We start from the raw sequence: 25,728 nt of genomic DNA, 5'->3' as shown, positions 1-25,728 counted from the left end.
ACGTGGCGTCCAATCAGCCTGCCCCCGAGGCCCCGTCACCCTTCAGGACCGACAGCTTCGGTGATGAGGGCAGGACTTGGGAGGAATGGAACCCCACCGAGGAGTCCATCCGTCCCGTACGCGGCCGGCATCGCGTAGCCAAGCAGCGCGGCCTCGCCCGTAGCTCCACCGTCCTCGGCGTCGGGGTCATCGCGGCCGTCGGCGCGGGTGGCATGGCCACCGCGCAGAGCAAGCCCCCGGTCTCCATCTCTCTTCCCGATTCCATCGCGGACAATCTTCCTGACGCCAAGTCCCTGCCCGGCGTGGGTGCGTTCATGTCCGGCGACTCCGACTCGGACCACGAGACGGTCGCCGCGGCCTCCCCCCTCACCACTGCGGGCATCACCGCAGCCGAGGCGGAGACGGGGACCACCGACGCGGGCGAGGCGCTGCGCGCCCGGATCCTCCAGCAGGCCGAGCAGCAGCAGGCCGGAGCCGACGCCGAGGCCAAGGCCGCGGAGGAGAAGGCCGCGGTCGAGGCGGCCGCGGCCCAGGCGGCGAAGCAGCAGAGCGTGGCCGAGGCCGAGGCAGCCGCCAAGAAGAAGGCGGCCGAAGAGGCGGCGAAGAAGAAGGCGGAGGCCGAGCGCCTCGCCAAGCTCGCAGCCAGCTACGCCGTCCCGACCTCGTCGTACTACATCAGCTCGACCTTCGGTCAGGCCGGTTCGATGTGGTCCTCCGGCCACCACACCGGGCTGGACTTCGCGGCCCCGACCGGGACCCCGGTCAAGGCCGTGCACAGCGGCACGGTGAAGTCGGCCGGCTACTCCGGTTCGTACGGCTACCGCACGGTCCTGGAGCTCGACGACGGCACCGAGGTCTGGTACTGCCACCAGTCCTCGATGGACGTGACCGCGGGCCAGAAGGTCACCACCGGCCAGACGATCGGCCGTGTCGGCGCGACCGGCAACGTGACGGGCGCTCACCTGCACCTGGAGATCCACACCGCGGACGGCGCGGGCATCGACCCGATGGCGTGGCTCCGCGGCAAGGGCCTCACGATCTGACTCCCGGGCCCTCCCGTCGGACCCGGACGGGGCGCACATGCCCGGCCCGGTCCGGGATCGCGAGCCACGGTCGGTCCTGGGTTTGCTCTCAGGGTCCGGTCCTGGGCTCGTTCCCCTGGTCCGGTCCCGCGCTCGGTCTCACGTTCCGCGGCCGCGCGCCGGTTCCGGGAAGGCCCGGTGGCGCGGGCACCTGGGCCGAACCGGATCACACATGCCCGGCGCGAGCCCGACCCGGTACGGACGCGACGCCCGGCAACGGCGATCGCCGCACCAGAACCCCGGCGGCCCTGACGCACAACCCCCCGACGTCAGGGCCGTCGGCCTGTCCGGGACCGCGGATCGAGAGCCCCGGCGCGGGCGGCCCGTGCGGGAGGCCCCGGGCGCGGCGCCGTCGGAACGGAATAGTTGCCTCCGCCCGCTGGTTGTCCCTGGGCATGACGTCTTTGCGCCCGCTCGGTTCCTCGAGCCTTCAGGTCTTTCCCCTCGCCCTCGGCGGCAACGTCTTCGGCTGGACCGCCGACGAGGAGCGGACGTTCGCCGTCCTCGACGCGTACGTCGCGGCCGGCGGCAACTTCATCGACACCGCCGACTCCTACTCCGCCTGGATCCCGGGCAACGAGGGCGGTGAGTCGGAGACTCTCATCGGCAGGTGGCTGGCGGCCCGCTCCCGCCGCGACGACGTCGTCATCGCCACCAAGGTCGGTGCCCACCCCTCGTACAAGGGGCTCTCGGCCACCACGATCAAGGCGGCGGCCGAGGCGTCGCTGCGCCGGCTCGGAACCGACCACATCGATCTGTACTACACGCACTTCGACGACGAGAGCGTCCCCGTCGAGGAGATCATCACGGCGCTCGACCAGCTGGTGAAGGCAGGGACGGTGCGGGAGATCGCCGCCTCCAACATCAGCCCCGAGCGCCTCCGGGCCTCCCTGGACTTCTCCGAGCGCGAGGGTCTGGCGCGTTATGTCGCGCTGCAGCCGCACTACAACCTGGTCTCGCGCGACACCTACGAGGGCCCCCTCCAGGACACGGCGGCCGCCGCCGGTCTCGCCGCGGTCCCGTACTTCGCGCTCGCCGCCGGATTCCTCACCGGCAAGTACCGGCCGGGGACGGCCGTCGAGAGCGCTCGGGCCGAGGGCGCCGGCAAGCACCTGGAGACCGAGCGCGGCCGCAAGGTGCTCGCGGCGCTCGACAGGATCGCTCAGGAGCACGACGCCGAGATCGCCACGGTCGCCCTCGCCTGGCTCGCCTCCCGGCCCACCGTGGTCGCGCCGATCGCCTCCGCGCGCACGGTGGAACAGCTGCCCGCGCTCGTGGCGGTGGCCGGCCTGCGGCTGACCGGGCCGGAGCTCGCGGAGCTGACCGAGGCCTCCGCCTGAGGCCACCCGCGCGGACGCCCCTGTGCGGGCGGCGGTGTTCGCCGTCCGCCTAAGGGCTGTCCCTGTAGGGGTTGTGGCCCCCGTAGTGCCGGTGCGGTGCGGGAAGCTGCCGCGGCGGCGGGCCGCCGTGGGGGTGGTGGCGCGGGAACGGGGGCGGCACGGGCGGCCGGTGGACGCGTAGCAGGCCCGTCGCGTGGGCCGCGTACGACAGGGCCGGTCCCGCGATCTCCCGGCGCTGCCAGAGGTGGTGCAGCAACTCCTGCTCGCGCAGGGCGAAGTCCGGGCCCGCGCCGTCGTGGCGGGCCCTCCGGCGCAGCATGGCCAGGGACGTCGCGAACGATTCGTACTCGGCGACGGCCCGGGCCGCGGCCTTGCCCCGGGCGCGGTCCGTATGGCTGTTCCAGTGCCTGGCCATGTCACGCGCCATGCCCCGTGCCCGCATCGAGGCCAGGGCGAGCGGCTCGGCGGGGGCCAGCCAGCCGGCCGCCGCGTACACCGGCAGCTCGGTGGAGAGCGTGCGCAGCTCCCGCCGGCGCGATGAGACCGCCAGCCAGGTCACCAGGCCGAAGGACGGCATCATGAAGGCGCCGTACACGAGGTAGAACCCGTACGGCCCGAAGGCCGACGAGCCGTTCCACAGGGCGTGCGTGCCCATGGCGAGGACGAGCCCGACCAGGGGCAGGACGACGCGGCGCACCCGGTGACGCGCGCCGCCGAGCGCGGCGATGCCGAAGCCGATCCCGGAGAGCACGGTGAACAGGGGGTGGGCGAACGGCGACATCACCACGCGTACGAAGAACGTCCCGGCGGTCACGGAGGCGAAGCCCGTGGTGCCGAGCTGCTGGTCCTCGCCGAAGGCGTTGCCCAGGTAGAGGATGTTCTCGGTGAAGGCGAAGCCGGTCGCGGTGAAGCCGGCGACCACGATGCCGTCGACGATTCCGCCGAACTGCCGTCTGCGGAAGAGGAAGATCAGCAGGATCGCGACGGCCTTCGCGCTCTCCTCGACGACCGGGGCGACGAGCGTGGCCCCGAGGGTGTCGGCGCTCGCCGGATCCGCGGTCGCCGTGGCTATCCACCGGGTCGCGAACGAGTTGGCGATGATGGCCACGAGCGCGGCTGCGCACGCACCCCAGGCGAAGGCGAACAGCAGGTTCCGCCACGGGCCCGGCTCCACCCGGTCGAGCCAGCGGAAGGCCGCCATCAGCAGCGGCACGGGCAGCACCGCCAGCCCGAGACCCACCAGGAATCCCTCGGTGCCCGTCTGCTGACGCACCAGCGCGAGGATCACCAGACCGCAGAGCGCGAGCACCGTGATCACCGCACCGGCACGGAACGCCTTGCTGCGCCAGACCATGCCGACGCGGCGGGGCCGGTAACGCCACTGGCCTCGCTCCGGGACGGCACCCAGGAACTCGTCGAGCTGCTGCCCCTCGAGAACCGGGACGGCCGGCTGCTGGTGCTGCACGGACCCCTCGGACATCCGACGACCCTAACGAGGGCGACTGACACCTGGCCACGCCGCGGGGGGCGGGGTGCCCGGTCGATGGCTGATCAGCGACGGGTGAACAGCACGTCGTGCACGACGTGCCCCTTGTCCAGGCCTTGGCCCTCGAAGCGGGTCAGCGGCCGGAACGCGGGCCGCGGCGCGTAGCCCCCGTCCTCCTGGGTGTTCTCGAACAAGGGGTGTGCCGACAGGACTTCCAGCATCTGTTCGGCGTACGGCTCCCAGTCCGTCGCGCAGTGGACGACCGCGCCCGGCTTCAGCCGCCGCGCCACCAGGTCGAGGAACTCCGGCTGGATCAGCCGGCGCTTGTGGTGCCGCTTCTTGGGCCACGGGTCGGGGAAGTACACCCGGAGCCCGTCCAGGGCGGCCGGTTCCAGCATCTCGCGGAGCAGGATGATCGCGTCGCCGTTGGCGACGCGGACGTTGGAGACCCCTGCCCGCTCCGCGAGACCCAGCAGGTTCCCCTGGCCGGGCGTGTGCACGTCGACGGCGAGGATTCCGGTGCCCGGGTCGTCGGCCGCCATCTGGGCCGTCGCCTCACCCATGCCGAAACCGATCTCCAGGACCACCGGGAGGCCGTCGAACAGCGTGGGGAGGTCGAGGACACTGCGGCCGTCGATGTCGAGGCCCCACTTGGGCCACAGCCGCTGAAGGGCGTCCTCCTGGCCGGTGGTGACCCGGCTGCGGCGCGGCTGGAAGCTGCGGATCCGGCGCTCGTGGTGCGAGCCCGCCGGGTCGGCAGCGGGGCCGCCGGGGAAGCGGGGCTCCTGGCGCAGTCTCCGCTGGCGCTCGAAGGAGGCGGCACGGCGCGCCGCCGCGTCCGCTTCGGCGTCGGTGGCGGCATCCGTGCCGGCATCCGTGCCGGAAGGGGCCGGCGCGACGTCGAGGCCGGCGCCGGGCGCGGTCTGCGGCGTCGGGCCGGGCGTTTCCGGGACGGGGCCGGGCGTCTCTGGGGTGGGGTTCAGGGGCTCAGACACAATGACCCGATTCTACGGCGGGAGGCGTCCACCCCGTCGCGCGTGCCCGCAGCAGGGCCCGTCGCGCCACCTCCCTCCCGATGGGCAGGGACGCGGTGGCCGCGGGGGACGGGGCGTTCAGCACGTGCACGGTGTGCGGGGCGTCCCGGATCAGGAAGTCGTCCACCAGGGTGCCGTCCCGCAGGACCGCCTGGGCCCTGACGCCGGCCGGGGAGGGCCGCAGATCGGCCTCCGTCACCTCCGGCAGCAGACGCCGGACGGCCCGGGTGAACGCGCTCTTCGACAGGGATCTGTGCATCTCGCCGGCTCCGTACCGCCAGTGGCGCCGGGCGATCCGCCAGGAGCCGGGCCAGGCCAGGGTGGCGGCCAGCTCGCCCGGGCGGACGACCGTCCGGCCGTATCCCTCGCGGGCCAGTGCCGGCACGGCGTTGGGCCCGACGTGGACCGAGCCGTCGACGCCCCGGGTCAGATGCACGCCGAGGAAGGGGAACGCGGGGTCCGGTACCGGATAGACGAGGCCGCGCACCAGCTCGGGCCTGGCCAGCTCGTAGTACTCCCCGCGGAACGGCACGATGCGGGCCCCCGGCTCGTCGCCCGCGAGCAGCGCGATCCGGTCGCTGTGCAGTCCCGCGCAGTTGACCAGCACACGAGCCCTGACCACCTGGCCGTCGGCCGAGCGCACCGCGACACCCCATGGGCGCCGGTCGACGGCGACGACCTCCGCGCCGTAACGGATCTGCCCGCCGGAGGCGGTCACCTCGGCGGCGAAGCGGACGGCCACCGCGGTGAAGTCGCACACCCCGGTCGTCCCGACGCGGATCGCCGCCAGACCGCGCACCCGCGGCTCGTACTCCGTGATCTGGGCGGGGCCGAGCTCCCGGACCGGCAGGCCGTGCGCCCGGCCGCGCTGCACCAGGGAGTGGAGCCGGGGCAGCTCCGCGCTGTCCGTCGCGACGATCAGCTTGCCCGTCACCGCGTGGTCGATCCCGTGCTCCGCGCAGAACTCCACCAGCTCGGCGGCGCCCCGCACCGCGTAGCGCGCCTTGAGCGAGCCCGGCGGGTAGTAGATGCCGCTGTGGATCACCCCGCTGTTACGCCCGGTCTGATGCCGGGCCGGGCCCCACTCCTTCTCCAGCACCGTGACCCGGGTGCCCGGCGCGGTGCGCGTGATCGCGTACGCGGTCGACAGACCGACGATTCCGCCACCGATCACCAGCACGTCGCAGTCGTACGCCGCGTGCGTCATCATCACGCCACCTCCCACCCCGATAGTGCACTGACCCACTGACAGCGGGCTCAAACCAGAGACGGCGCGCGCGTGGCGAAACGTTTCGCGCCCGGACCCGGTGAAACCGGGGCGTACCGGCGGCACCGGGTGCGGCGTGCGGATCAGGCGGGGGAGACGAGGAGGGGACGGGCCCGCTCCCGCAGCTCGGCCACCCGGGGCTCGTCCCCGTACGGCTCGAGGCGGTGCAGCAGGTCGCGTACGTACTCCGTGGTGCGCGCCGAGGAGATACGGCCGGCCACCTCCACCGCCCGGGTCCCCGCGGCGCAGGCCGCGTCGAGGTTGCCCGACTCCAGCTCGGCGACCGCGGACACGACGAGCCGCAGCCCGTGGGAACGGACGAACTCGTCGGTGGGTTTCGACAGGGCCTGCTCGGTGAAGCGCCGCACCTGGCGCGGCGCCTTGAGGTCGCGGTAGCACTCGGCGGCGTCGGCGGCGAACCTGTCGTACGAGTAGAACCCGAGCCACGCCGGGTCGGAGTCTCCGGTCCGGGAGCGCTCCAGCCAGCTCTCGGCGGCCCGGAGCGCGGCCCCCGCGGCCGGTGCGTCGCCGGCCTTGGCGTGGGCGCGCGCCTCCACGAGCCGGAAGAAGCTCATGGTCCGTGCGGTGGCGAGCCCGCGGTTGCGTTCGACGGCGGCCTGGGCGAGGTCGACGCCCTCGTCGGCGAATCCCCGGTAGGTCGCCTGCAGGGACATCGACGCCAGCACGTAACCGCCCAGGGGTACGTCGGCGGCGGCGCGGGCCAGGCGGAGCGCCTGGATGTAGTAGCGCTGGGCGGCCTCCTGCTGACCGGTGTCGAAGGCCATCCACCCGGCGAGCCTGGTCAGCTCGGCGGAGGCGCCGAAGAGCGCCCTGCCCACCTCGTCGCTGTAGGAGCCCAGCAGGAGCGGTGCGGCGTCGACCCGTAAGCACTCCGGGACCATGGAGGAACGCCAGTCGCCACCGCCGTACTTGGAATCCCACCTGCGCGCGTCCTGAGCGGCCTCGCGAAGCTTGCTCACGTCGCTGTGGCCGACACGCAGCAGCGTGCCGTCGGCCGCTCCCGCGGCGTCCGGGCCCGGCTGGACGGGAATCTGCGCCCCGGGTGCGCCCTCCGGGCCGAGAAGCGCGGCCTGGGCGGCCGCCGGGTCCCGTGCCACCGACGGATCGGCGGGGGTTATGAGCCACCGGGACGCGGGGGTCGCATAGGCGCTCACCGCGAAGGAGCCGGCCAGCGACTGCCAGATCCCGCCGCCGCCCCGGCGGCCCGCGAGGTCCAGCCGGTACAGATCCGTCGCCGACCGCACCGCCTCACCCACGTCGCGGGGGAAGGCCAGGCCGATCTCGGGGGTCGGATCGGCGTCGGCGAGCCCGATCTCGTGCAGCGGCACGGGACGGCCGAGTTTGGCCCCTATCGCCGCCGCGATGAGATGGGGCGCCGCGCCCTGCGGCACCATGCCCTTGGCGACCCACCGGGCCACCGACGTCTTGTCGTAACGAAGTGTCAGACCACGCTGCGCACCGAGGTCGTTGACCCGCCGGGCGAGCCCGGCGTTGCTGATTCCCGCGAGGGCGAGAACCGTGCCGAGCTTCTCGTTCGGCCCGCGTTGCTCCCTGGACATGGCCACCCCTCGACACACAGACGGCTGCCGCGTCACCGTCGGGCGCGCGGCATTCGTACCGTGTTCTCCCCAGCTACGGTCCCGGGCACTCCGGCCGCACACGCATTTGGCCAGGCCCCGTGGAATATGCCGCCCTGCCGAGAACATCGGTAAACCCAGCGTAGTTCGCCGCATCCCCACCGTTAAGGGGCAGACCTCCGTATGGCGGGAATGTTGCCCGTGCGGTGCGAGGCGCCGAGGAGCCGTGCTCCGGATGTGTGGCCGTGCGCCCGGCCGTGCGCTCTGCCCCGGCCGAATCGCAAGCGCTTCGATGGGTCCTGCGTGGGTCGGCCCGCCGAACTGGACTCGGCGGGCTGGGGGAGACCGCCGCCCCAATCCCCGCGGGCGGCGAACCGGTCCGGGAGGTGATGACACCTCCCGGACTGTGCGCCGCACGGGCGGGGGTTCGGGAAGCGGACGTGCGGGCCGGCGCACCGGGGGGATGCGCCGGCCCGCACGCCGCGGCACCCGGGAGGACCGTCGCGGGGTGGTTCCGTGAGTCCCGGGGAAGGAACGCCGGCGGCCGGGGGGGAAGCCGTGCGCGGGTGTCCTCGGCGTGTCGGCGGGGGCGAAACGCGCGGTTCCTCCGCGATCGGAAAATGGCCGGAAAGTGCCCGTCGGGCAAGGCTCTGCGCGGCCGCCCGACTATGGCCGGATTACGTGGGTTCCTCGACGCGGCCGAGGCGGGGCCGTCTCCGGGGCCGGCTGCCGCAACTCCCCGAAGATCCCATTCCGTTGCGGGGGATCCCCCGGAGCCGTGGCCAGGCCTTTGCCAGGGGCGCATGCACATCCGGTGTGCGCCGCCCGTACCCCCTCCCGGGCGCCGTTGTCGTGGCAGCATGTCCCGCGACGGCGTTCCCGTGTCCTGGCACGCCGGTTCGTCCACAGCCTGTGGAGGCGGCGATGCGTTGGTTGGTGGGGTGGAGCAGTATCGCCGCGAGTTTCGGCACCGTGGGCGCGGTCGGCCACCACGGGGAGGGGCGCACCGTGCACCCGGTCGGCTCCCAGCTCCTGTGGGGCGATCCGGATCCGCTCTGGGCCGTCGGTGACTGGCGTCCCGACGAGATCCGCGTCATCACGGTCGCGACCCCCGAAGGGGCGCCCACCACCCGCCTCGCCGTTCTCGGCTGTTGCGGGGCCACCGACGAACAGCTCCGCGTCGGGCTGCTTGCCGCCCGCGGCGGGGCACTGCGGCATCTCACGGCGTGGTCCGGCAGTTACACGGCCGTCGTGCAGATCGGCCGTCGCATCACCGTCGCCGGGGACCTCGCCGGCGCGCGCCCCGTCTTCCACACGCCGTGGGCCAACGGCACCGCCTACGCCACCGCCGCCCTCCCCCTCGCCGACCTCATCGAGGCGCAGCTGGACATCGGTCATCTCGCCGCGCTGCTCGCCTGCCCCGAGACCCCGGAGGCGCTGGGCGACGGCACCCCGTACGCGGGGGTGAAGCGGATCCCGCCCGGGCACGCGCTGATCCTCCGGGAGGGATCGCGCGAGATCACCGGGTACGAAGCGGTGGCCTCGCTCGCCGTCGCGGCCCCCCAGGCCGACCCGGTGAGCGCGGTCGAGGGCGTACGGGACGCGCTCGTCGAAGCCGTGCGCGCACGGCTGACGGCCCCGCGCCACGCCCCGGAGACGCTGCCGCCCGACCCCGGACCCGTCCCCGGCATGGGGCCCGCCGAACGCCGTGCGGCCCGTGGGGCGCCCGTCCCGGGCATCGGCTCCGACCTCTCCGGCGGCAGTGCGTCCGCCACGCTCGCCCTGCTCGCCTCGGGGCTGCCCGGACTGCCGGGCACCGTGCTGGGCCACGGCACGGGCGCGGGCGAACGACTGCTGGCCGTCACGTTCAACGACCTCTCCGCGCAGGGCCACGAGGACGAAATGGAGCGCGCCAGGGTCATCGCCGCCAACCCCCGTCTGCACCACGTGGTCGTGGCGGCGGGTGAGGAGGCCCTGCCGTACGCGTCGCTGGAGAGCGGCCCGCTCACCGACGAACCGTCCCCCTCCCTCGTCGTCGCCGAACGCCACCGCCGCCGGCTGTCCGCGGGCAGCGCGGACCACTTCGTCGGTCACGGTGCCCGGCAGGTCATGGACGCGCACCCGGCCCGGCTGGCCGATCTCCTCATGGACCGGCGCAGACGCCACCTCCTGCGGCCCGTCGCCGCCCTCGCCAGAGCCGAAGGCCCCTCCACCCACTCCCTGTTCGTCCCGCTGGCCGTCTACCGGGCCGCCCGCCGACTGGCCCGTACGTCGTACCGCACCGGGCTCGAGACGGCCGCGTCCCTGCTGCCCGACGCCAATCGGGACGCCCCCGACCTGGACACCCCTGCCGACGCCTCGCTCGCCTCCCTCGCCTGGTCACGCCCCGGCCCGGCCGCGCGGTGGCTCACCGGGGAGGCCCTCGCGGAAGTATCGGTTCGTCTCCAGGAGGCGGCGATCCGGCCCGCCTCCGTCCAGCGCCCCGGAGAGGCCAGGGCCCGTGCGGCACTGGCACGGCACGCGGCGGACCAACGGATCCTGGAACAGGCGGCGGAGATCCGCAGCCAGCGGCTGCACGCCCCCTACCTCGACAACCAGGTCGTGCGGGCGGCCCGCGCCCTCCCCGAATCACTACGCGTCCAGCCGGGGGCGCGCGCCGCGATCCTGCGTCGGGTCCTGTCGGGCGCCGGGATCCACGACCTGCCGCCCGGCTGGGGCACCCCGTCGCAGGCCACGTCCACCGCGGCCGGGCGCATCGGCCTGCGTGCCGCCCTGCCCGACCTGATCGCACTCTTCGACGCCCCGCTGCTCGCCGACGCGGGCCTCGTCGAGGCGCGCGTCGTACGCAAGGCGCTGCGCGCGGCCTCCGAGGGGGAGCCCCTCCCCCTGGACGGCCTGGCCGAGCTGGCGTCCACGGAGCTGTGGCTCCGCCGCCTGGTCACCCGCCGGGGCACCTGCTGGACCGGTACGGCGGCCCCGCGGCAACGGGCGGTCGCGGGCGGCGTCGTCCCGGCCCGCCGCACCCTCCAGCCGTAGCCGTCCGCCGCGCCCTTCAGCAGTTCCGGCCCGCGGCACCCTTCAGCCGTCCCGTCCGGCATCCGCGACACCATGGCCGAGGGGGCAGCCGTGGCGCTGCGGCTGCGGCTGCGGCTGCGGCTCCGCGCGGAGCTGGGGGCCGGGCGGTACGCGAAGGAGAGCGCCCAGGGCCGCGGCCTGACACCCCGGGACGTCCTCGGTCTCCTGGACGGCGTCGCCCGGGAGTTCAGCGGCAGCTGATGCGCGATTCCGCCCAGTCCGCCAGCGCGACGTCGCCGAGCGGGCCCGACGGCTCCACGACAAGCCGGATCGTCCGCCTGCCCTCGATGCCGACGCTCACCGGCACGGCCGGCTCACCGCCGCGCACCACGGGGGACTGCCACAGCCGTGCCCCCTCGCCGTCGTACACGGAGAAACGCACGGCGCCGAGCCCCAGCGTCAGGTCGTCGACCCCGGCCAGTGCGTCGTAGCGGCTGCACGCCCGGTTGAGCTGGACGGTGACCGACGAGCGGGAGGGGGCGGTGACCCCGTGGGCGTACGTCGTCGAGGCGACCGAGAGCCCGCCGCGCTGCCAGAACACACCGCTGCTCGCACCGAGCAGGATCTCGGGACCGGTGTGGTCACCGGTGACGGAGTACGCGATCTCGTTCACCTGGTAGACCTTCGGCGCGGGCTCCTTCGGGGCCGGCGTCGGGGTGGGCGTGGGCGCCGGCGTGGGTTCGGCCGGGGTGGGCTCCGGGGTGGGCCCCGGTGCCGGCTGCTTCGGAGTGGGGGGCGGGGTGGGCGTCGGACCGGGCGTCCGTGTCGGCTCCGGCGCGGGCGGCGCCTCGGGGGCCGGTGACGCGGGCGGGGCAGACGGCTTCGGGGCCGGTTCCGCCCTCGGCGGCGTGGGTGCGGGGGCCGCGGGCGCGGTGACGGGTGGCTTGGCGACGGGCTTCTGCTCCGGCGCCGGCCGCTCGTCGCCCACCAGGGCCCACAGGAGACCGGCGGCGGCCGCCACGGCCACCGCGGCGGCGATCCCGGCCTTCAACGGAGCGCCGAGCCCTTCCGACGCCGCCGCTCCTCCCGCCGTGCCGCCCCCGGAGGACGCGCTGCCCGTGGCCGCCGCGGCGGCTCCGGCACCCGCCGCCCCCACGGCGCCGCCCGCCACGACGCCGGCCGCCTTGACCGCGTAACCCGCCGCGAACCAGCCGATGACGGCGACCGGAAGCAGTGCCGGGATGCCGGCGTTCACGCGGTCCAGCTCACCGGCGGCGACCCGGCACCTCGCGCACTCGTCGAGATGCTTGCGCAGCCCGCGTTCCGCCCGGGTCCGCAGACCGCCCCGGGCATGGGCGCCGAGCCGGTCGGCGTACTGAGCGCAGTCGCCGCCGGCCGTCAGCGACTGGCTCACATGAGCCTGCAGATAGGCCTGTTTGAGCCCCTCACGCGCCCGGACGGCCAGGACCGCCGTGGCATTGGCCGTCAGCCCGAACAACGGGGCGACCTCGCTCGGCGACTCCTCCTCCACGGTGGTGTGCCACAGCACGGCCTGCCAGCGTTCCGGCAGGCTGCGGAAGGCCTGCATGGCCATCGACCGGTCCGCCTCGTGCATGGCCAGCACATCGGCGCCGAGGTCGAGTGTGTCGGCCTCCGACAGCTCGGCGGAGCGGGTGGCCTGCGCTGCGAACACCGCGAAGTCGTCGACCAGGTGCTCGCGCTTCGCACTCCTGGTCCACGCGGCGGCGACGTGCCGGACGGCCGTCATGAGGTAGGCCCGGACGGCCTCCTGCGGCCCCTTCCCGCCGCGCACCGCCTGCAGCGTCCGGGCGAACACCTCGGCCGTCAGGTCGTCGGCGGTGTGCGCGTCCCGGCAACAGGTACGGGCATAGCGGCGCACGGCCCCGGAGTGGCGCCGGAACAGTTCCTCGTACGCCCGGTCGTCCCCCGCACGCATGCGCTCGATCAACTGGGCGTCGGAGGGGCCGAGATCGGCGGATCCCGCACGCCCCTCACGCTGGAGCGGGACCGCGTAGGCGGAATCGGGCCTGTCGCCGGGATCCTGCCGTGCCGCCCCGTCGTCGGTCGATGCGGGCGGCCAGGGCCCGGGCAGCACCGTGCCACCGGCGGCATCGTCCAGCCGCACGGCCCCCGAGCCGGTACCGCCCGAGGCGTCAGGCTGCCCGGTCCCGGCGGAACGGTCGGGCGGGGGCGTCCGGTTCGGCATCCTGCCGGGTTCCCGGGCGGACGCCGGACCGCCGGGCTCCGCCTCCGTGCCTCCGCCGTTTCCCGCGGAAGCGACACCGTCGGCCGGCTCTTCCTGCTGCGCCTCACCGCTCATCGCGGAAGCCCCCGTAGACACCCTCGGACCCGAATACGGGGGAAAGAGTGTCACAGAGCCGCGCCACGACGAACCCTGAGCACCGGCAACCACTCGTCCGGGGTGTCTTCCCCCGCCCGGGCGGTGTGACATCACGCTCCGGGGGAAGGAGCAACGCCCCTCGGCCGCACGGGAGTCCGGCCGGCGGGAGCCGTGTCCCACCGGCCGCGGCTCCCGCGCACCGGGTGCGTGGCCCGCCCCCTGCCACCACCTACACCGGGCGGGAGCGGAGGCCCTCCAGCAGGATGTCGAGCAGCCTGGCCGAAGCGGCGGCCTGCTGAACGGGATCCGGCAGCGCCGGCGCCGCCGTGGCGATGACCAGCAGCACGTCGGCCACCGTCACATCGCTCCGCAGCTCACCCGACTCGCAGGCGCGGTCCACCAGCCGGCCGACCACCTCGAGCAGCTCGGCCGCCCCCGAGTCGCTGTCGAAGCCCTCCTCGACGGCCGGGCGTCGGGCGTCGAGGAGGGGGGCGGCCTGCTCCACACCCTGCCTCTGGTGCGGGACGCGCGTCTCACCGTCGCTGGTACCCGCCACCGCTGCCGGCGGCTGTTCGTCCTGCTCCGCCCCGACGCGCAGCACCTGAGGCGGCAGCAGCCGCCCCGCGCCCGATGCCACCGAGGTCCGCAGGAAGCGTGAGAGCGCCGACCACGGCTCGTCCTCCTGGCCGAGGGCAGAGCGCGCCTGATCGGTCAGCCGCGCGGTCTCCTCCTCGGCTATCCGGCGGACCAGCACGTCCTTGCTCGGAAAGCGCCGGTAGACCGTACCGACGCCGACCCGGGCGCGGCGCGCCACGTCCTCCATCGGTGCGCCGTATCCCAGCTCGCCGAACACCTCACGCGCGGCGCGCAGGACGTGTTCGAGATTGCGCTGTGCGTCCACGCGGAGCGGCGCCGAGCGGGCGGTGCCGCCCGTCGCTCCAGCCGCCGCGACGGTCCCGACCGTGCCGACGGGAGTCAGCCGCCCACGGTCCTCAACAGAAGGGGCGACAGCGCTCGGCCCCTGCAGATCCTGAATGTGCATGACTTCCCCCGGTTATGACGTCTCCCCCCGGAGACTTCCCCACCCGTGTCTCTCGGCGTGTGGACCTCAGTCCGAATCCGACACCCCGACGGGATACGAACATAGTTGAGCCCGGGTCAATTCAGAAGGGGGTTGTTCCGCACGGAGCGCCCCCCGATCGGAGCAAGGACCGTTCCGCCCCTGTTTCGCACCCCGCGTGCGGGCCCGCCCGCCGCACCTGACCTGCACAGCTCCGGGGCAGGAGAAGGGCAGCGGGTCGTCGGATGATCGAAGTGCTCCGGTCACACAATTTGCCGTGCCTGTGGACAAACGCGGGACTCCGTTGCGTCATGGGATGGTGATGGGACCAGATTCCCGGGGAGCGCTCCCCGGCACCCGGCCAAGTGTGCGCATTCTCGTCGTCGGCGGCGGCTACGTCGGGATGTACACCGCCCTGCGTCTCCAGCGGAAGCTGCGGCAGAGACTGAGAAGCGGCGAGGCCGAGATCGTGGTGGTCACGCCCGAGCCCTACATGACGTACCAGCCGTTCCTGCCCGAGGCCGCCGCAGGTTCGATCTCACCGCGCCATGTCGTCGTGCCCCTGCGCAGGGTCCTCAAGCACTGCACGATCGTCATCGGCGAGGCGGAGCGCGTCGACCACGCCAAGCGCACGGCGACGGTCACCACGCTCGCCACCGGTGAGGACGGCACGGGGGCCCTCGAGATCCCGTACGACGAGATCGTCCTCGCGCCCGGATCCGTGTCACGCACCCTGCCCGTCCCCGGCCTCGCCGACTTCGGTATCGGTTTCAAGACGGTCGAGGAGGCCATCGGCCTCCGGAACCACGTCATCGAGCAGATGGACATCGCCTCCGCCACCCGGGACCCCGCCATCCGCGACGCGGCCCTCACCTTCGTCTTCGTGGGCGGGGGATACGCGGGAGTGGAGGCGCTCGCCGAACTCGAGGACATGGCCCGGTACACCTCGCGGTACTACCACAACATCAAGCCCTCCGACCTGCGGTGGATCCTGGTCGAGGCGACCGGGCGCATCCTGCCCGAAGTCGGCGAGGCGATGGGCAGGTACGCCGTCAGGGAGCTGCGGGGACGCAACATCGACGTCCGGCTCGACACCCGGCTGGACAGCTGCGAGGGCCGGATCGCCGTGCTCAGCGACGGCTCACGCTTCCCGACCCGCACCCTGGTGTGGACCGCGGGCGTCAAACCCGCGCCGATCCTCGCCGCCACCGACCTCCCCCTCACGGACCGGGGCCGGATCCGCTGCACCGCCGCGCTCTCCGTCGACGGCGCCGAACACGCCTGGGCGGCCGGCGACGCGGCGGCCGTCCCGGACCTCACCTCGTCCGAACCGGGCACGGACACCGCGCCCAACGCCCAGCACGCGGTGCGCCAGGCCAAGGTCCTCGCGGACAACATCGTGGCCGCCCTCGCCGGCCGGCCGGCCGAGGACTACCGGCACTCCTACGCCGGGTCCGTCGCCTCTCTCGGCCTGCACAAGGGCGTCGCCCATGTCTACGGACGCAAGCTCAAGGGCTATCCGGCCTGGCTGATGCACCGCGTCTACCACCTCAGCCGCGTCCCCACGTTCAACCGGAAGGCACGTGTCCTTGCCGAGTGGACCCTGGCCGGGCTCTTCAAACGGGAGATCGTCTCCCTCGGTTCGCTCGAACACCCGCGTGCCGAGTTCGCCCTCGCCGCCCGTGGACACGTACATCCGGGGCCGCCCGAGGACACTCGGCCGAAGGACGACAGGCCGCCGGACGCGGCAGGTTGACCCGCGGCCCGCCGGCTCCCGTCGGCTGCCGGGAGCACGGCATCGATTCAGCCGCTGGACCGACTGCCGTAGGGCAACTGTCAGTACGGTCGGTCACACTGGACGTGTGACCATAGGTGGGCTCACACCTGCACAGAGTCACCCGGCAGGCAGTCACCTACAGTGACCGGCAGCGACGACCGACAGCATCAAGAGGCCAGGCAGCGCGTTCCCGGAAGCCCGGCCCCGGCACCCCGGCCCGGAATGAGGACCGGCAGGGGACCGGACCCGGACCAGCACAAGAAGCAGCTCGCCCGAGCGGACCAGACCGACACACGAGGCCAGAAATTCCGTGAACTTCACGCGCTGGAGTGCCCGCTTTCCCGGAACGCAACGTCGAGCCGCCGCGCGGGACGACCACGGTTCCGTACCCGCCGCCCGCGTCGAGTCCGTACGGCCGAAGGCGGTCACGCCGACGGACGACGCCTCGGAACCCTCCGCCGACGGCCCCTCGCCGGAAGCGCTGTCCGCCGGTGAACTCCTCGGCCGGCTCCCCGCCCCCGTCGCGCTGCTCCACGGCCCCGAGCACCGCATCACCTACGTCAACGCGGCCTACACGTCGGCCTTCGGCCCCCGTCCGTGCGGCGTGCCCGCGGCCGAGGCCATGCCCGAGCTCGCCGAGCTCAGCCTGCTGCCGCTGATGGACCAGGTCCTGCGCACCGGCACCCCGCGCACGGTCAAGTCCCGCAAGGTCCTGGCCGGCAACTCGTACACGGTGACCTGCACCCCCGTGGCCACCGGCGACCCGGACGCACCCGACGGAGAAGCGGGCGTCCTCGTCTACGCCACCGATGTCACCGACCACGCCGAAGCGGCGGAGCGGCTCCGTGCCAGCGAACGCCGCCACCGCGAGACGGCCGTGACGCTTCAGCGTTCCCTGCTCCCGCAGGAGCTCGAACAGCCCGACGACCTGCGCATCGCCGCCACGTACCAACCGGGCGGCACGGACGCGGCGGTCGGCGGCGACTGGTACGACGTCATCACCCTGGGCGCCGGCCGGACCGCGCTCGTCATCGGCGACGTGATGGGGCGCGGTGTGCGAGCCGCCGCCGTCATGGGACAGCTGCGTACGGCGGTCCGCGCCTATGCCCGTCTCGACCTGCCACCGCACGAGGTGCTCCAGCTCCTCGACGTCCTCGCCGCAGAGATCGACGCCAGCCAGATCGCCACGTGCGCCTACGCCGTCCACGACCCCAACGAGGGGCATCTCGTCTACGCCTCCGCCGGACACCTCCCGATCCTCGTGTGCGACGAGGACGGCACGGTCCACCGCGCCGAGGAACCGACCGGGCCCCCGCTCGGCACGGGCGGCTGGGTCCACACCTCCGGGACGATCCCCCTTCCGCCCGGCTCCACGGCCGTCCTCTACACGGACGGTCTGGTCGAACGCCGCAGCGAGGACATCGACGAGGGCGTCGCCGCTCTGGAGCGCGCCCTGTCCGGAGCCAAGGGATCACCCCAGGTGGTCTGCGACCGGCTCATCCGTTCCCTGGGCGTCACCGCGGAGCACGACGACGACGTGGCGGTGCTCGTGGTGCAGCACCCCGCCCGCACGGGAACGAGCGCGGAGCTGTTCCACAACGCCTCGCTCGAACTGCTCGGCGGCATCGAGGCCGCCCCCAGGGCCCGCGCCTTCGCCACGGGCGTCCTGGCTTCCTGGCGTTTCCCCATGGAGCTCTGCGACCTCGGGGTGCTCGCCGCGAGCGAGCTCGTGGCGAACTCCCTTCAGCACGGCACCCCGCCCATGCGCCTGGGGCTGCGCCGGACCGACCGCCGCCTGATCATCGAGGTGACGGACGGGGACGACCACCTGCCGCGCCGTCGCCGCGCGGAGCCGGCGGACGAGGCGGGACGCGGCATCTCCATCGTCGCGACCATCGCCTCGTCCTGGGGCAGCCGCCGCACTCCCGGCGGTGGCAAGGCGGTCTGGTGCGAATTCGCACTGCCCGGCTGACCCGCTCCCGCGGGTGATCCGCCTCAGCGCACGACGGTCGGAGCGGTGACCGGCTCGCTCCCCGGCACCGACACGGCCACCACCCGCGACGGCACCGCCGCGAGCGAGGGCTTGTCCTGCGCGGGGCTGAGGTGACGCCCCAGCTTCAGTGCGAGCACGCTGATGCCCAGCGAGAACAGCACGAAGGTGACGATGTACGGCCCGTGCAGTGACGCCCCCATGGGCCCGCCCACGGCAGGCCCGACGGCCAGCGCGAGCTGCTTCACCAGAGCGAACGCCGAGTTGTACTGGCCGACCATGGCCTCCGGCGCCAGATCCGCGACGAGCGGGGCCACCGTCGGCGACAGCATGGCTTCACCCAGTCCGAAGAGGGCGTACGTCGAGATCATCGCGGCCGTGGCCATGGTCTGGCTGCCGTGCCCGAGACCCGCGTAACCGGCCACGATCCAGGCGAAGGCCCAGATCAGACCCACCCACGCGATGACGCGGCTGCGACGCCGGCGCTCCACCAGCCGGAGCACGACGAACTGCGCGACGACGATGACCGCCGTGTTGGCCGCCAGCGCGACACCCAGGGTGGACGGATCGATGCCGGCGGCCTCGGTGCCATAGGCGGCGAGTCCGGACTCGAACTGTCCGTAGCAGGCGAAGAAGATCACGAAGCCCAGCACGCACAGCTGCACCATCGCCCGGTGCGAGAGCAGCACGCGCATCCCGGCCTTGGGCGCCGTGCCGTCGGCGGGCACCGTCCCGGCGAGGGAGGGGGCACGCGGCATGCGCACCGTGGCAGCGACCACGCCCAGCACCACGAACATCACCGCCTCGATGAGGAACAGCAGGGTGAAGCTCGACGGACGGTCGACGTCCACCAGCTGCCCGCCGACCAGTCCGCCGATGCCGAGCCCGAGGTTCTGCAGGAAGAACTGCATGGCGAAGGCACGCGTACGGGTCGCGGCGCTCGAGCACCACACCAGCATCGTGGCGAGCGCCGGCTGCATGACGGCGGTGCCCGCGCCGAGGACGGCTGCGGACAGCACGGCGGACGTCACGCCGTTCGAGACGCCCAGGGCACAGGCGCCCACAGCGGCCGCGGCGGCGGCGACGATCAGCACGGGCAAGGGGCCCCGCCTGTCGATGGCCCGGCCCGTGAACGGCAGCACGGCCAGCGCGGCCATGGCGAAGACAGCCAGCACGACACCTGCCGTACCGGCACCGAGATCCCGCACCTGCGCCACGTAGACATACAGATACGGAACGGTGAATCCGAGGCCGAACGCGCTCAGCGCACTCCCCAGCTGGATCCGCCGCAGCGCTGCGCCCATCTCCCTGGTCACACTCACCTACCTCAAGACACGAAAAACCTTCAAGTACACAGACTCGTAGACTTTAGCACTAAAGTTAGAGACTGAACTCTTCACCATGAAGGACTTCGAAGGCGATGGGGGCGTGCCATACTGCCCGCCATGTCTGACACCACCGAGCAGCCCGAGCTCCAGGAGCCGAGCCTCGACGAGCAGATCGCGGCCTACCAGCGCGAGTTCAGGGACCTCGACCCCCAGGTCGAGCAGATCGTCTCCGCACTGGGCAGGCTGAACCGCCGTATGAACGTCGCCTACGGCAGACAGGTCGCCGCTCTCGGCATCAGCAACGCCGAGTGGGAGGTCCTCAAGACGCTCGTCCTGTCAGGCACCCCGTACCGGCTGGGGCCGGGCGAACTCGCGAAGCGCCTCGGGCTCACCCCCGCCGCGATGACGCACCGCATCGATCGCATGGCGGGCGAGGGCCTGGTCACCCGCGACCGGGACGAGAACAACCGGGTGCGCGTCATCGTCGAGCTGACGGACGAGGGGCGTACGAAGTGGCTCGAGGCGATGCGGATGGCGACCACCTTCGAGGAGGACCTGCTCCAGGACCTCTCGGGCGACGAGCGCGGAGCGCTGGGCGAGATCCTGATCAGGCTCCTGCGCCGTGTGGAACACGAGCAGCCGGACGCCGGCGGACGCCTCACCGACCTGGACTGAAGGCCGGGGACGGGGCCGGCGGGCGGGGCCTGGAGCCAGGGACGAGGCAGGGTTGACACGCCCTCCTCCCATCCGTAAGGTTCTTCGAGTTGTCACGGAGCCCGCACGGTCCGGCGACAGCCGATCCCGCCGCTCAAGCGGCAAACAAACTCTGTACGACCTCCCACCGGGGAGAATTTCGGCATGCCGAAATTCAATTCGATGACTCGATTATGAGTCGCCGGGAGAATCCGCTAGAGTTTGAGACGTCGGAACGGCCCAACAGCCCGGAAGACGAAACCCGCTGACTGGGAATCAGGCCCGAAAGGATCTGATAGAGTCGGACTCGCCGGAAAGGGAAACGCGAAAGCGAAGAACTGGAAAGCACGGTGGTAAATTAACCGCCAAGCAGTAACCCGCTTCGGCCGGGAAATCGGACACGAAAGAGTCTGATAGAGTCGGAAACGCAAGAACGAAGGGAAGCGCCCGGAGGGCCCCGGTGAAACGGGACCGAAGGAAGCGTCCGTTCCTTGAGAACTCAACAGCGTGCCAAAAGTCAACGCCAGATATGTTGATACCCCGGCCTGCATCACGCAGGTTGGTGGTTCCTTTGAAAAGTCCTGCACGATCTTCGGGTCGGGTAGGCAACAACAGCGAGGACGCTGTGAACAACCGGTCATATTCCGACCTGGTTGTTCCGCTCTCGTGTTGTGATCCCGATTACGGGAAAACATTCACGGAGAGTTTGATCCTGGCTCAGGACGAACGCTGGCGGCGTGCTTAACACATGCAAGTCGAACGATGAAGCCCTTCGGGGTGGATTAGTGGCGAACGGGTGAGTAACACGTGGGCAATCTGCCCTTCACTCTGGGACAAGCCCTGGAAACGGGGTCTAATACCGGATAACACTCTGTCCCTCATGGGGCGGGGTTAAAAGCTCCGGCGGTGAAGGATGAGCCCGCGGCCTATCAGCTTGTTGGTGGGGTAATGGCCTACCAAGGCGACGACGGGTAGCCGGCCTGAGAGGGCGACCGGCCACACTGGGACTGAGACACGGCCCAGACTCCTACGGGAGGCAGCAGTGGGGAATATTGCACAATGGGCGAAAGCCTGATGCAGCGACGCCGCGTGAGGGATGACGGCCTTCGGGTTGTAAACCTCTTTCAGCAGGGAAGAAGCGCAAGTGACGGTACCTGCAGAAGAAGCACCGGCTAACTACGTGCCAGCAGCCGCGGTAATACGTAGGGTGCGAGCGTTGTCCGGAATTATTGGGCGTAAAGAGCTCGTAGGCGGCTTGTCACGTCGGATGTGAAAGCTCGGGGCTTAACCCCGAGTCTGCATTCGATACGGGCTAGCTAGAGTGTGGTAGGGGAGATCGGAATTCCTGGTGTAGCGGTGAAATGCGCAGATATCAGGAGGAACACCGGTGGCGAAGGCGGATCTCTGGGCCATTACTGACGCTGAGGAGCGAAAGCGTGGGGAGCGAACAGGATTAGATACCCTGGTAGTCCACGCCGTAAACGTTGGGAACTAGGTGTTGGCGACATTCCACGTCGTCGGTGCCGCAGCTAACGCATTAAGTTCCCCGCCTGGGGAGTACGGCCGCAAGGCTAAAACTCAAAGGAATTGACGGGGGCCCGCACAAGCAGCGGAGCATGTGGCTTAATTCGACGCAACGCGAAGAACCTTACCAAGGCTTGACATATACCGGAAAGCATCAGAGATGGTGCCCCCCTTGTGGTCGGTATACAGGTGGTGCATGGCTGTCGTCAGCTCGTGTCGTGAGATGTTGGGTTAAGTCCCGCAACGAGCGCAACCCTTGTTCTGTGTTGCCAGCATGCCCTTCGGGGTGATGGGGACTCACAGGAGACTGCCGGGGTCAACTCGGAGGAAGGTGGGGACGACGTCAAGTCATCATGCCCCTTATGTCTTGGGCTGCACACGTGCTACAATGGCCGGTACAATGAGCTGCGATGCCGCGAGGCGGAGCGAATCTCAAAAAGCCGGTCTCAGTTCGGATTGGGGTCTGCAACTCGACCCCATGAAGTCGGAGTTGCTAGTAATCGCAGATCAGCATTGCTGCGGTGAATACGTTCCCGGGCCTTGTACACACCGCCCGTCACGTCACGAAAGTCGGTAACACCCGAAGCCGGTGGCCCAACCCCTTGTGGGAGGGAGCTGTCGAAGGTGGGACTGGCGATTGGGACGAAGTCGTAACAAGGTAGCCGTACCGGAAGGTGCGGCTGGATCACCTCCTTTCTAAGGAGCATCTAGATTCTCTTCGGGGAGTCCAGAGGCCATTTCGTCGGCAAATGTTCGACGGTGGTTGCTCAAGGGTGGAACGTTGACTATTCGGCACGATGAGCACGGTTTTGTTAGTACTGCTTCGGCGTGGAACACAGGATTGGGTTGATCGGGTCGGGCACGCTGTTGGGTATCTGAAGGTACGGCCGGTTATGGTCGCCTTCGGTTGCCGGCCCCAGTGCACTCACCTGTAAGGGTGGGGTGATGGGTGGCTGGTCGTTGTTTGAGAACTGCACAGTGGACGCGAGCATCTGTGGCCAAGTTTTTAAGGGCGCACGGTGGATGCCTTGGCACCAGGAACCGATGAAGGACGTGGGAGGCCACGATAGTCCCCGGGGAGCTGTCAACCAAGCTTTGATCCGGGGGTTTCCGAATGGGGAAACCCGGCAGCCGTCATGGGCTGTCACCCGCTGCTGAACACATAGGCAGTGTGGAGGGAACGAGGGGAAGTGAAACATCTCAGTACCCTCAGGAAGAGAAAACAACCGTGATTCCGGGAGTAGTGGCGAGCGAAACTGGATCAGGCCAAACCGTATGCGTGTGATACCCGGCAGGGGTTGCGCATGCGGGGTTGTGGGATCTCTTTTTCACAGTCTGCCGGCTGTGAGGCGAGTCAGAAACCGTTGATGTAGGCGAAGGACATGCGAAAGGTCCGGCGTAGAGGGTAAGACCCCCGTAGCTGAAACATCAACGGCTCGTTTGAGAGACACCCAAGTAGCACGGGGCCCGAGAAATCCCGTGTGAATCTGGCGGGACCACCCGCTAAGCCTAAATATTCCCTGGTGACCGATAGCGGATAGTACCGTGAGGGAATGGTGAAAAGTACCGCGGGAGCGGAGTGAAATAGTACCTGAAACCGTGTGCCTACAAGCCGTGGGAGCGTCGCTGTATGTGCTTGCACATGCAGTCGTGACTGCGTGCCTTTTGAAGAATGAGCCTGCGAGTTAGCGGTGTGTAGCGAGGTTAACCCGTGTGGGGAAGCCGTAGCGAAAGCGAGTCCGAATAGGGCGATTGAGTTGCACGCTCTAGACCCGAAGCGGAGTGATCTAGCCATGGGCAGGTTGAAGCGGAGGTAAGACTTCGTGGAGGACCGAACCCACCAGGGTTGAAAACCTGGGGGATGACCTGTGGTTAGGGGTGAAAGGCCAATCAAACTCCGTGATAGCTGGTTCTCCCCGAAATGCATTTAGGTGCAGCGTCGTGTGTTTCTTGCCGGAGGTAGAGCACTGGATAGGCGATGGGCCCTACCGGGTTACTGACCTTAGCCAAACTCCGAATGCCGGTAAGTGAGAGCGCGGCAGTGAGACTGTGGGGGATAAGCTCCATGGTCGAGAGGGAAACAGCCCAGAGCATCGACTAAGGCCCCTAAGCGTACGCTAAGTGGGAAAGGATGTGGAGTCGCAGAGACAACCAGGAGGTTGGCTTAGAAGCAGCCACCCTTGAAAGAGTGCGTAATAGCTCACTGGTCAAGTGATTCCGCGCCGACAATGTAGCGGGGCTCAAGCGTACCGCCGAAGTCGTGTCATTCACACATATAGGGCCAACGCCTGTGTGGATGGGTAGGGGAGCGTCGTGTGCCGGGTGAAGCAGCCGCGGAAGCGAGTTGTGGACGGTTCACGAGTGAGAATGCAGGCATGAGTAGCGATACACACGTGAGAAACGTGTGCGCCGATTGACTAAGGGTTCCTGGGTCAAGCTGATCTGCCCAGGGTAAGTCGGGACCTAAGGCGAGGCCGACAGGCGTAGTCGATGGACAACCGGTTGATATTCCGGTACCCGCTTTGAAACGCCCAATACTGAATCAGGCGATGCTAAGTCCGTGAAGCCGGCCCGATCTCTTCGGAGTTGAGGGTAGTGGTGGAGCCGACGAACCAGACTTGTACTAGGTAAGCGATGGGGTGACGCAGGAAGGTAGTCCAGCCCGGGCGGTGGTTGTCCCGGGGTAAGGGTGTAGGACGCACGGTAGGCAAATCCGTCGTGCATATAAGTCTGAGACCTGATGCCGAGCCGATTGTGGTGAAGTGGATGATCCTATGCTGTCGAGAAAAGCCTCTAGCGAGTTTCATGGCGGCCCGTACCCTAAACCGACTCAGGTAGTCAGGTAGAGAATACCGAGGCGTTCGGGTGAACTATGGTTAAGGAACTCGGCAAAATGCCCCCGTAACTTCGGGAGAAGGGGGGCCATCACTGGTGAGGGAACTTGCTTCCTGAGCTGGGGGTGGCCGCAGAGACCAGCGAGAAGCGACTGTTTACTAAAAACACAGGTCCGTGCGAAGCCGTAAGGCGATGTATACGGACTGACGCCTGCCCGGTGCTGGAACGTTAAGGGGACCGGTTAGCTGACTTTCGGGTCGGCGAAGCTGAGAACTTAAGCGCCAGTAAACGGCGGTGGTAACTATAACCATCCTAAGGTAGCGAAATTCCTTGTCGGGTAAGTTCCGACCTGCACGAATGGCGTAACGACTTCTCGACTGTCTCAACCATAGGCCCGGTGAAATTGCACTACGAGTAAAGATGCTCGTTTCGCGCAGCAGGACGGAAAGACCCCGGGACCTTTACTATAGTTTGATATTGGTGTTCGGTTCGGCTTGTGTAGGATAGGTGGGAGACTTTGAAGCAGCCACGCCAGTGGTTGTGGAGTCGCCGTTGAAATACCACTCTGGTCGTGCTGGATGTCTAACCTGGGTCCGTGATCCGGATCAGGGACAGTGTCTGATGGGTAGTTTAACTGGGGCGGTTGCCTCCTAAAGAGTAACGGAGGCGCCCAAAGGTTCCCTCAGCCTGGTTGGCAATCAGGTGTTGAGTGTAAGTGCACAAGGGAGCTTGACTGTGAGACCGACGGGTCGAGCAGGGACGAAAGTCGGGACTAGTGATCCGGCAGTGGCTTGTGGAAGCGCTGTCGCTCAACGGATAAAAGGTACCCCGGGGATAACAGGCTGATCTTCCCCAAGAGTCCATATCGACGGGATGGTTTGGCACCTCGATGTCGGCTCGTCGCATCCTGGGGCTGGAGTCGGTCCCAAGGGTTGGGCTGTTCGCCCATTAAAGCGGTACGCGAGCTGGGTTTAGAACGTCGTGAGACAGTTCGGTCCCTATCCGCTGTGCGCGTAGGAATATTGAGAAGGGCTGTCCCTAGTACGAGAGGACCGGGACGGACGAACCTCTGGTGTGCCAGTTGTCCTGCCAAGGGCATGGCTGGTTGGCTACGTTCGGAAAGGATAACCGCTGAAAGCATCTAAGCGGGAAGCCTGCTTCGAGATGAGTATTCCCACCACCTTGAGTGGTTAAGGCTCCCAGTAGACGACTGGGTTGATAGGCCAGATGTGGAAGCCCGGTAACGGGTGGAGCTGACTGGTACTAATAGGCCGAGGGCTTGTCCTCAGTTGCTCGCGTCCACTGTGTTAGTTCTGAAATAACGAACGGCCGTGTTT

At 69.7% G+C, this 25,728-nt stretch carries 14 protein-coding genes and 2 rRNA genes; 9 read left to right on the top strand and 7 right to left on the bottom strand.

The window, feature by feature from the left end; genetic code table 11:
- The first annotated feature begins 2 nt into the window (after positions 1-2).
- Positions 3-1,043, top strand: coding sequence for a M23 family metallopeptidase (locus LWJ43_RS15260; protein WP_277332799.1), 1,041 nt, complete (start codon positions 3-5; stop codon positions 1,041-1,043).
- A gap of 434 nt (positions 1,044-1,477) precedes the next feature.
- On the top strand, positions 1,478-2,422 hold the full coding sequence (locus LWJ43_RS15255) for an aldo/keto reductase (RefSeq protein ID WP_277332798.1): 945 nt from the start codon (positions 1,478-1,480) through the stop codon (positions 2,420-2,422).
- Between the two features lie 49 nt (positions 2,423-2,471).
- Here the strand turns inward: LWJ43_RS15255 and LWJ43_RS15250 are convergent, their stop codons facing one another.
- From LWJ43_RS15250 to LWJ43_RS15235, 4 genes are all read right to left on the bottom strand, one after another.
- Positions 2,472-3,902 carry a PrsW family intramembrane metalloprotease gene (locus LWJ43_RS15250; RefSeq protein WP_277332797.1) on the bottom strand — a complete coding sequence of 477 codons (1,431 nt, stop codon included), beginning with the start codon at positions 3,900-3,902 and terminating at the stop codon, positions 2,472-2,474.
- A 71-nt stretch (positions 3,903-3,973) separates the two neighbouring features.
- Positions 3,974-4,903, bottom strand: coding sequence for a tRNA (guanosine(46)-N7)-methyltransferase TrmB (trmB, locus tag LWJ43_RS15245; RefSeq protein WP_277332796.1), 930 nt, complete (start codon positions 4,901-4,903; stop codon positions 3,974-3,976).
- Complete coding sequence (gene lhgO, locus LWJ43_RS15240; protein WP_277332795.1) at positions 4,896-6,152, bottom strand: L-2-hydroxyglutarate oxidase; 1,257 nt, start codon at positions 6,150-6,152, stop codon at positions 4,896-4,898. The genes trmB and lhgO overlap by 8 nt, the downstream gene beginning before the upstream one ends.
- Before the next feature lie 140 nt (positions 6,153-6,292).
- Positions 6,293-7,789, bottom strand: coding sequence for a sporulation protein (locus LWJ43_RS15235; RefSeq protein WP_277332794.1), 1,497 nt, complete (start codon positions 7,787-7,789; stop codon positions 6,293-6,295).
- A gap of 942 nt (positions 7,790-8,731) precedes the next feature.
- Between LWJ43_RS15235 and LWJ43_RS15230 the strand changes: the two genes are divergently transcribed.
- Positions 8,732-10,843, top strand: a complete 2,112-nt coding sequence (locus LWJ43_RS15230; RefSeq protein WP_277332793.1) for an asparagine synthase-related protein — start codon at positions 8,732-8,734, stop codon at positions 10,841-10,843.
- A 72-nt stretch (positions 10,844-10,915) separates the two neighbouring features.
- Positions 10,916-11,083 carry a hypothetical protein gene (locus LWJ43_RS15225; RefSeq protein ID WP_277332792.1) on the top strand — a complete coding sequence of 56 codons (168 nt, stop codon included), beginning with the start codon at positions 10,916-10,918 and terminating at the stop codon, positions 11,081-11,083.
- On the opposite strand, the gene LWJ43_RS15220 is transcribed toward LWJ43_RS15225, so the two are convergent.
- Together LWJ43_RS15220 and LWJ43_RS15215 are read right to left on the bottom strand one after the other, a co-directional pair.
- A complete protein-coding gene (locus LWJ43_RS15220) occupies positions 11,070-13,163 on the bottom strand; it encodes a sigma-70 family RNA polymerase sigma factor (RefSeq protein WP_277335895.1) in 2,094 nt (697 codons plus the stop codon). The two genes, LWJ43_RS15225 and LWJ43_RS15220, sit on opposite strands and share 14 nt — an antisense overlap.
- 250 nt (positions 13,164-13,413) lie before the next feature.
- Complete coding sequence (locus tag LWJ43_RS15215) at positions 13,414-14,226, bottom strand: TetR/AcrR family transcriptional regulator (protein WP_277332791.1); 813 nt, start codon at positions 14,224-14,226, stop codon at positions 13,414-13,416.
- Between the two features lie 340 nt (positions 14,227-14,566).
- Between LWJ43_RS15215 and LWJ43_RS15210 the strand changes: the two genes are divergently transcribed.
- Both LWJ43_RS15210 and LWJ43_RS15205 read left to right on the top strand, forming a co-directional pair.
- A complete protein-coding gene (locus LWJ43_RS15210; RefSeq protein ID WP_277332790.1) occupies positions 14,567-16,000 on the top strand; it encodes an NAD(P)/FAD-dependent oxidoreductase in 1,434 nt (477 codons plus the stop codon).
- Positions 16,001-16,331: 331 nt separating this feature from the next.
- Positions 16,332-17,993, top strand: coding sequence for an ATP-binding SpoIIE family protein phosphatase (locus LWJ43_RS15205; RefSeq protein ID WP_277332789.1), 1,662 nt, complete (start codon positions 16,332-16,334; stop codon positions 17,991-17,993).
- 23 nt (positions 17,994-18,016) lie between these two features.
- On the opposite strand, the gene LWJ43_RS15200 is transcribed toward LWJ43_RS15205, so the two are convergent.
- The gene (locus LWJ43_RS15200) at positions 18,017-19,315 is read right to left on the bottom strand and encodes an MFS transporter (RefSeq protein WP_277335894.1); all 1,299 of its coding nucleotides are present in this window, start codon (positions 19,313-19,315) and stop codon (positions 18,017-18,019) included.
- A 141-nt stretch (positions 19,316-19,456) separates the two neighbouring features.
- Between LWJ43_RS15200 and LWJ43_RS15195 the strand changes: the two genes are divergently transcribed.
- The 3 genes from LWJ43_RS15195 (at position 19,457) to LWJ43_RS15185 (ending at position 25,678) form a co-directional block, all read left to right on the top strand.
- The gene (locus tag LWJ43_RS15195; protein ID WP_099173040.1) at positions 19,457-20,014 is read left to right on the top strand and encodes a MarR family winged helix-turn-helix transcriptional regulator; all 558 of its coding nucleotides are present in this window, start codon (positions 19,457-19,459) and stop codon (positions 20,012-20,014) included.
- A 712-nt stretch (positions 20,015-20,726) separates the two neighbouring features.
- Positions 20,727-22,252: ribosomal RNA gene (locus tag LWJ43_RS15190) — 16S ribosomal RNA — on the top strand.
- Between the two features lie 300 nt (positions 22,253-22,552).
- Positions 22,553-25,678 (top strand): 23S ribosomal RNA (locus tag LWJ43_RS15185).
- Together the 16S and 23S rRNA genes form the textbook arrangement of a ribosomal RNA operon.
- Positions 25,679-25,728: the final 50 nt, after the last annotated feature.

Origin of the sequence: Streptomyces sp. JH34 (assembly GCF_029428875.1) — a bacterium.
In the GTDB taxonomy this organism is placed as follows: domain Bacteria; phylum Actinomycetota; class Actinomycetes; order Streptomycetales; family Streptomycetaceae; genus Streptomyces.
Note: the sequence above shows the minus strand (reverse complement) of the source record. Positions and strands in the feature narration are given on the sequence as shown.

What these genes read in the sequence shown, in the direction of transcription:
- LWJ43_RS15255 (WP_277332798.1), top strand. Translation starts at nt 1,478, where the DNA reads ATGACGTCTTTGCGCCCGCTCGGTTCCTCGAGCCTTCAGGTCTTTCCC.
- LWJ43_RS15250 (WP_277332797.1), bottom strand. Translation starts at nt 3,902, where the DNA reads ATGTCCGAGGGGTCCGTGCAGCACCAGCAGCCGGCCGTCCCGGTTCTC.
- lhgO (WP_277332795.1), bottom strand. Translation starts at nt 6,152, where the DNA reads ATGATGACGCACGCGGCGTACGACTGCGACGTGCTGGTGATCGGTGGC.
- LWJ43_RS15235 (WP_277332794.1), bottom strand. Translation starts at nt 7,789, where the DNA reads ATGTCCAGGGAGCAACGCGGGCCGAACGAGAAGCTCGGCACGGTTCTC.
- LWJ43_RS15230 (WP_277332793.1), top strand. Translation starts at nt 8,732, where the DNA reads ATGCGTTGGTTGGTGGGGTGGAGCAGTATCGCCGCGAGTTTCGGCACC.
- LWJ43_RS15225 (WP_277332792.1), top strand. Translation starts at nt 10,916, where the DNA reads ATGGCCGAGGGGGCAGCCGTGGCGCTGCGGCTGCGGCTGCGGCTGCGG.
- LWJ43_RS15220 (WP_277335895.1), bottom strand. Translation starts at nt 13,163, where the DNA reads ATGAGCGGTGAGGCGCAGCAGGAAGAGCCGGCCGACGGTGTCGCTTCC.
- LWJ43_RS15215 (WP_277332791.1), bottom strand. Translation starts at nt 14,226, where the DNA reads ATGCACATTCAGGATCTGCAGGGGCCGAGCGCTGTCGCCCCTTCTGTT.
- LWJ43_RS15210 (WP_277332790.1), top strand. Translation starts at nt 14,567, where the DNA reads ATGGGACCAGATTCCCGGGGAGCGCTCCCCGGCACCCGGCCAAGTGTG.
- LWJ43_RS15200 (WP_277335894.1), bottom strand. Translation starts at nt 19,315, where the DNA reads ATGGGCGCAGCGCTGCGGCGGATCCAGCTGGGGAGTGCGCTGAGCGCG.
- LWJ43_RS15195 (WP_099173040.1), top strand. Translation starts at nt 19,457, where the DNA reads ATGTCTGACACCACCGAGCAGCCCGAGCTCCAGGAGCCGAGCCTCGAC.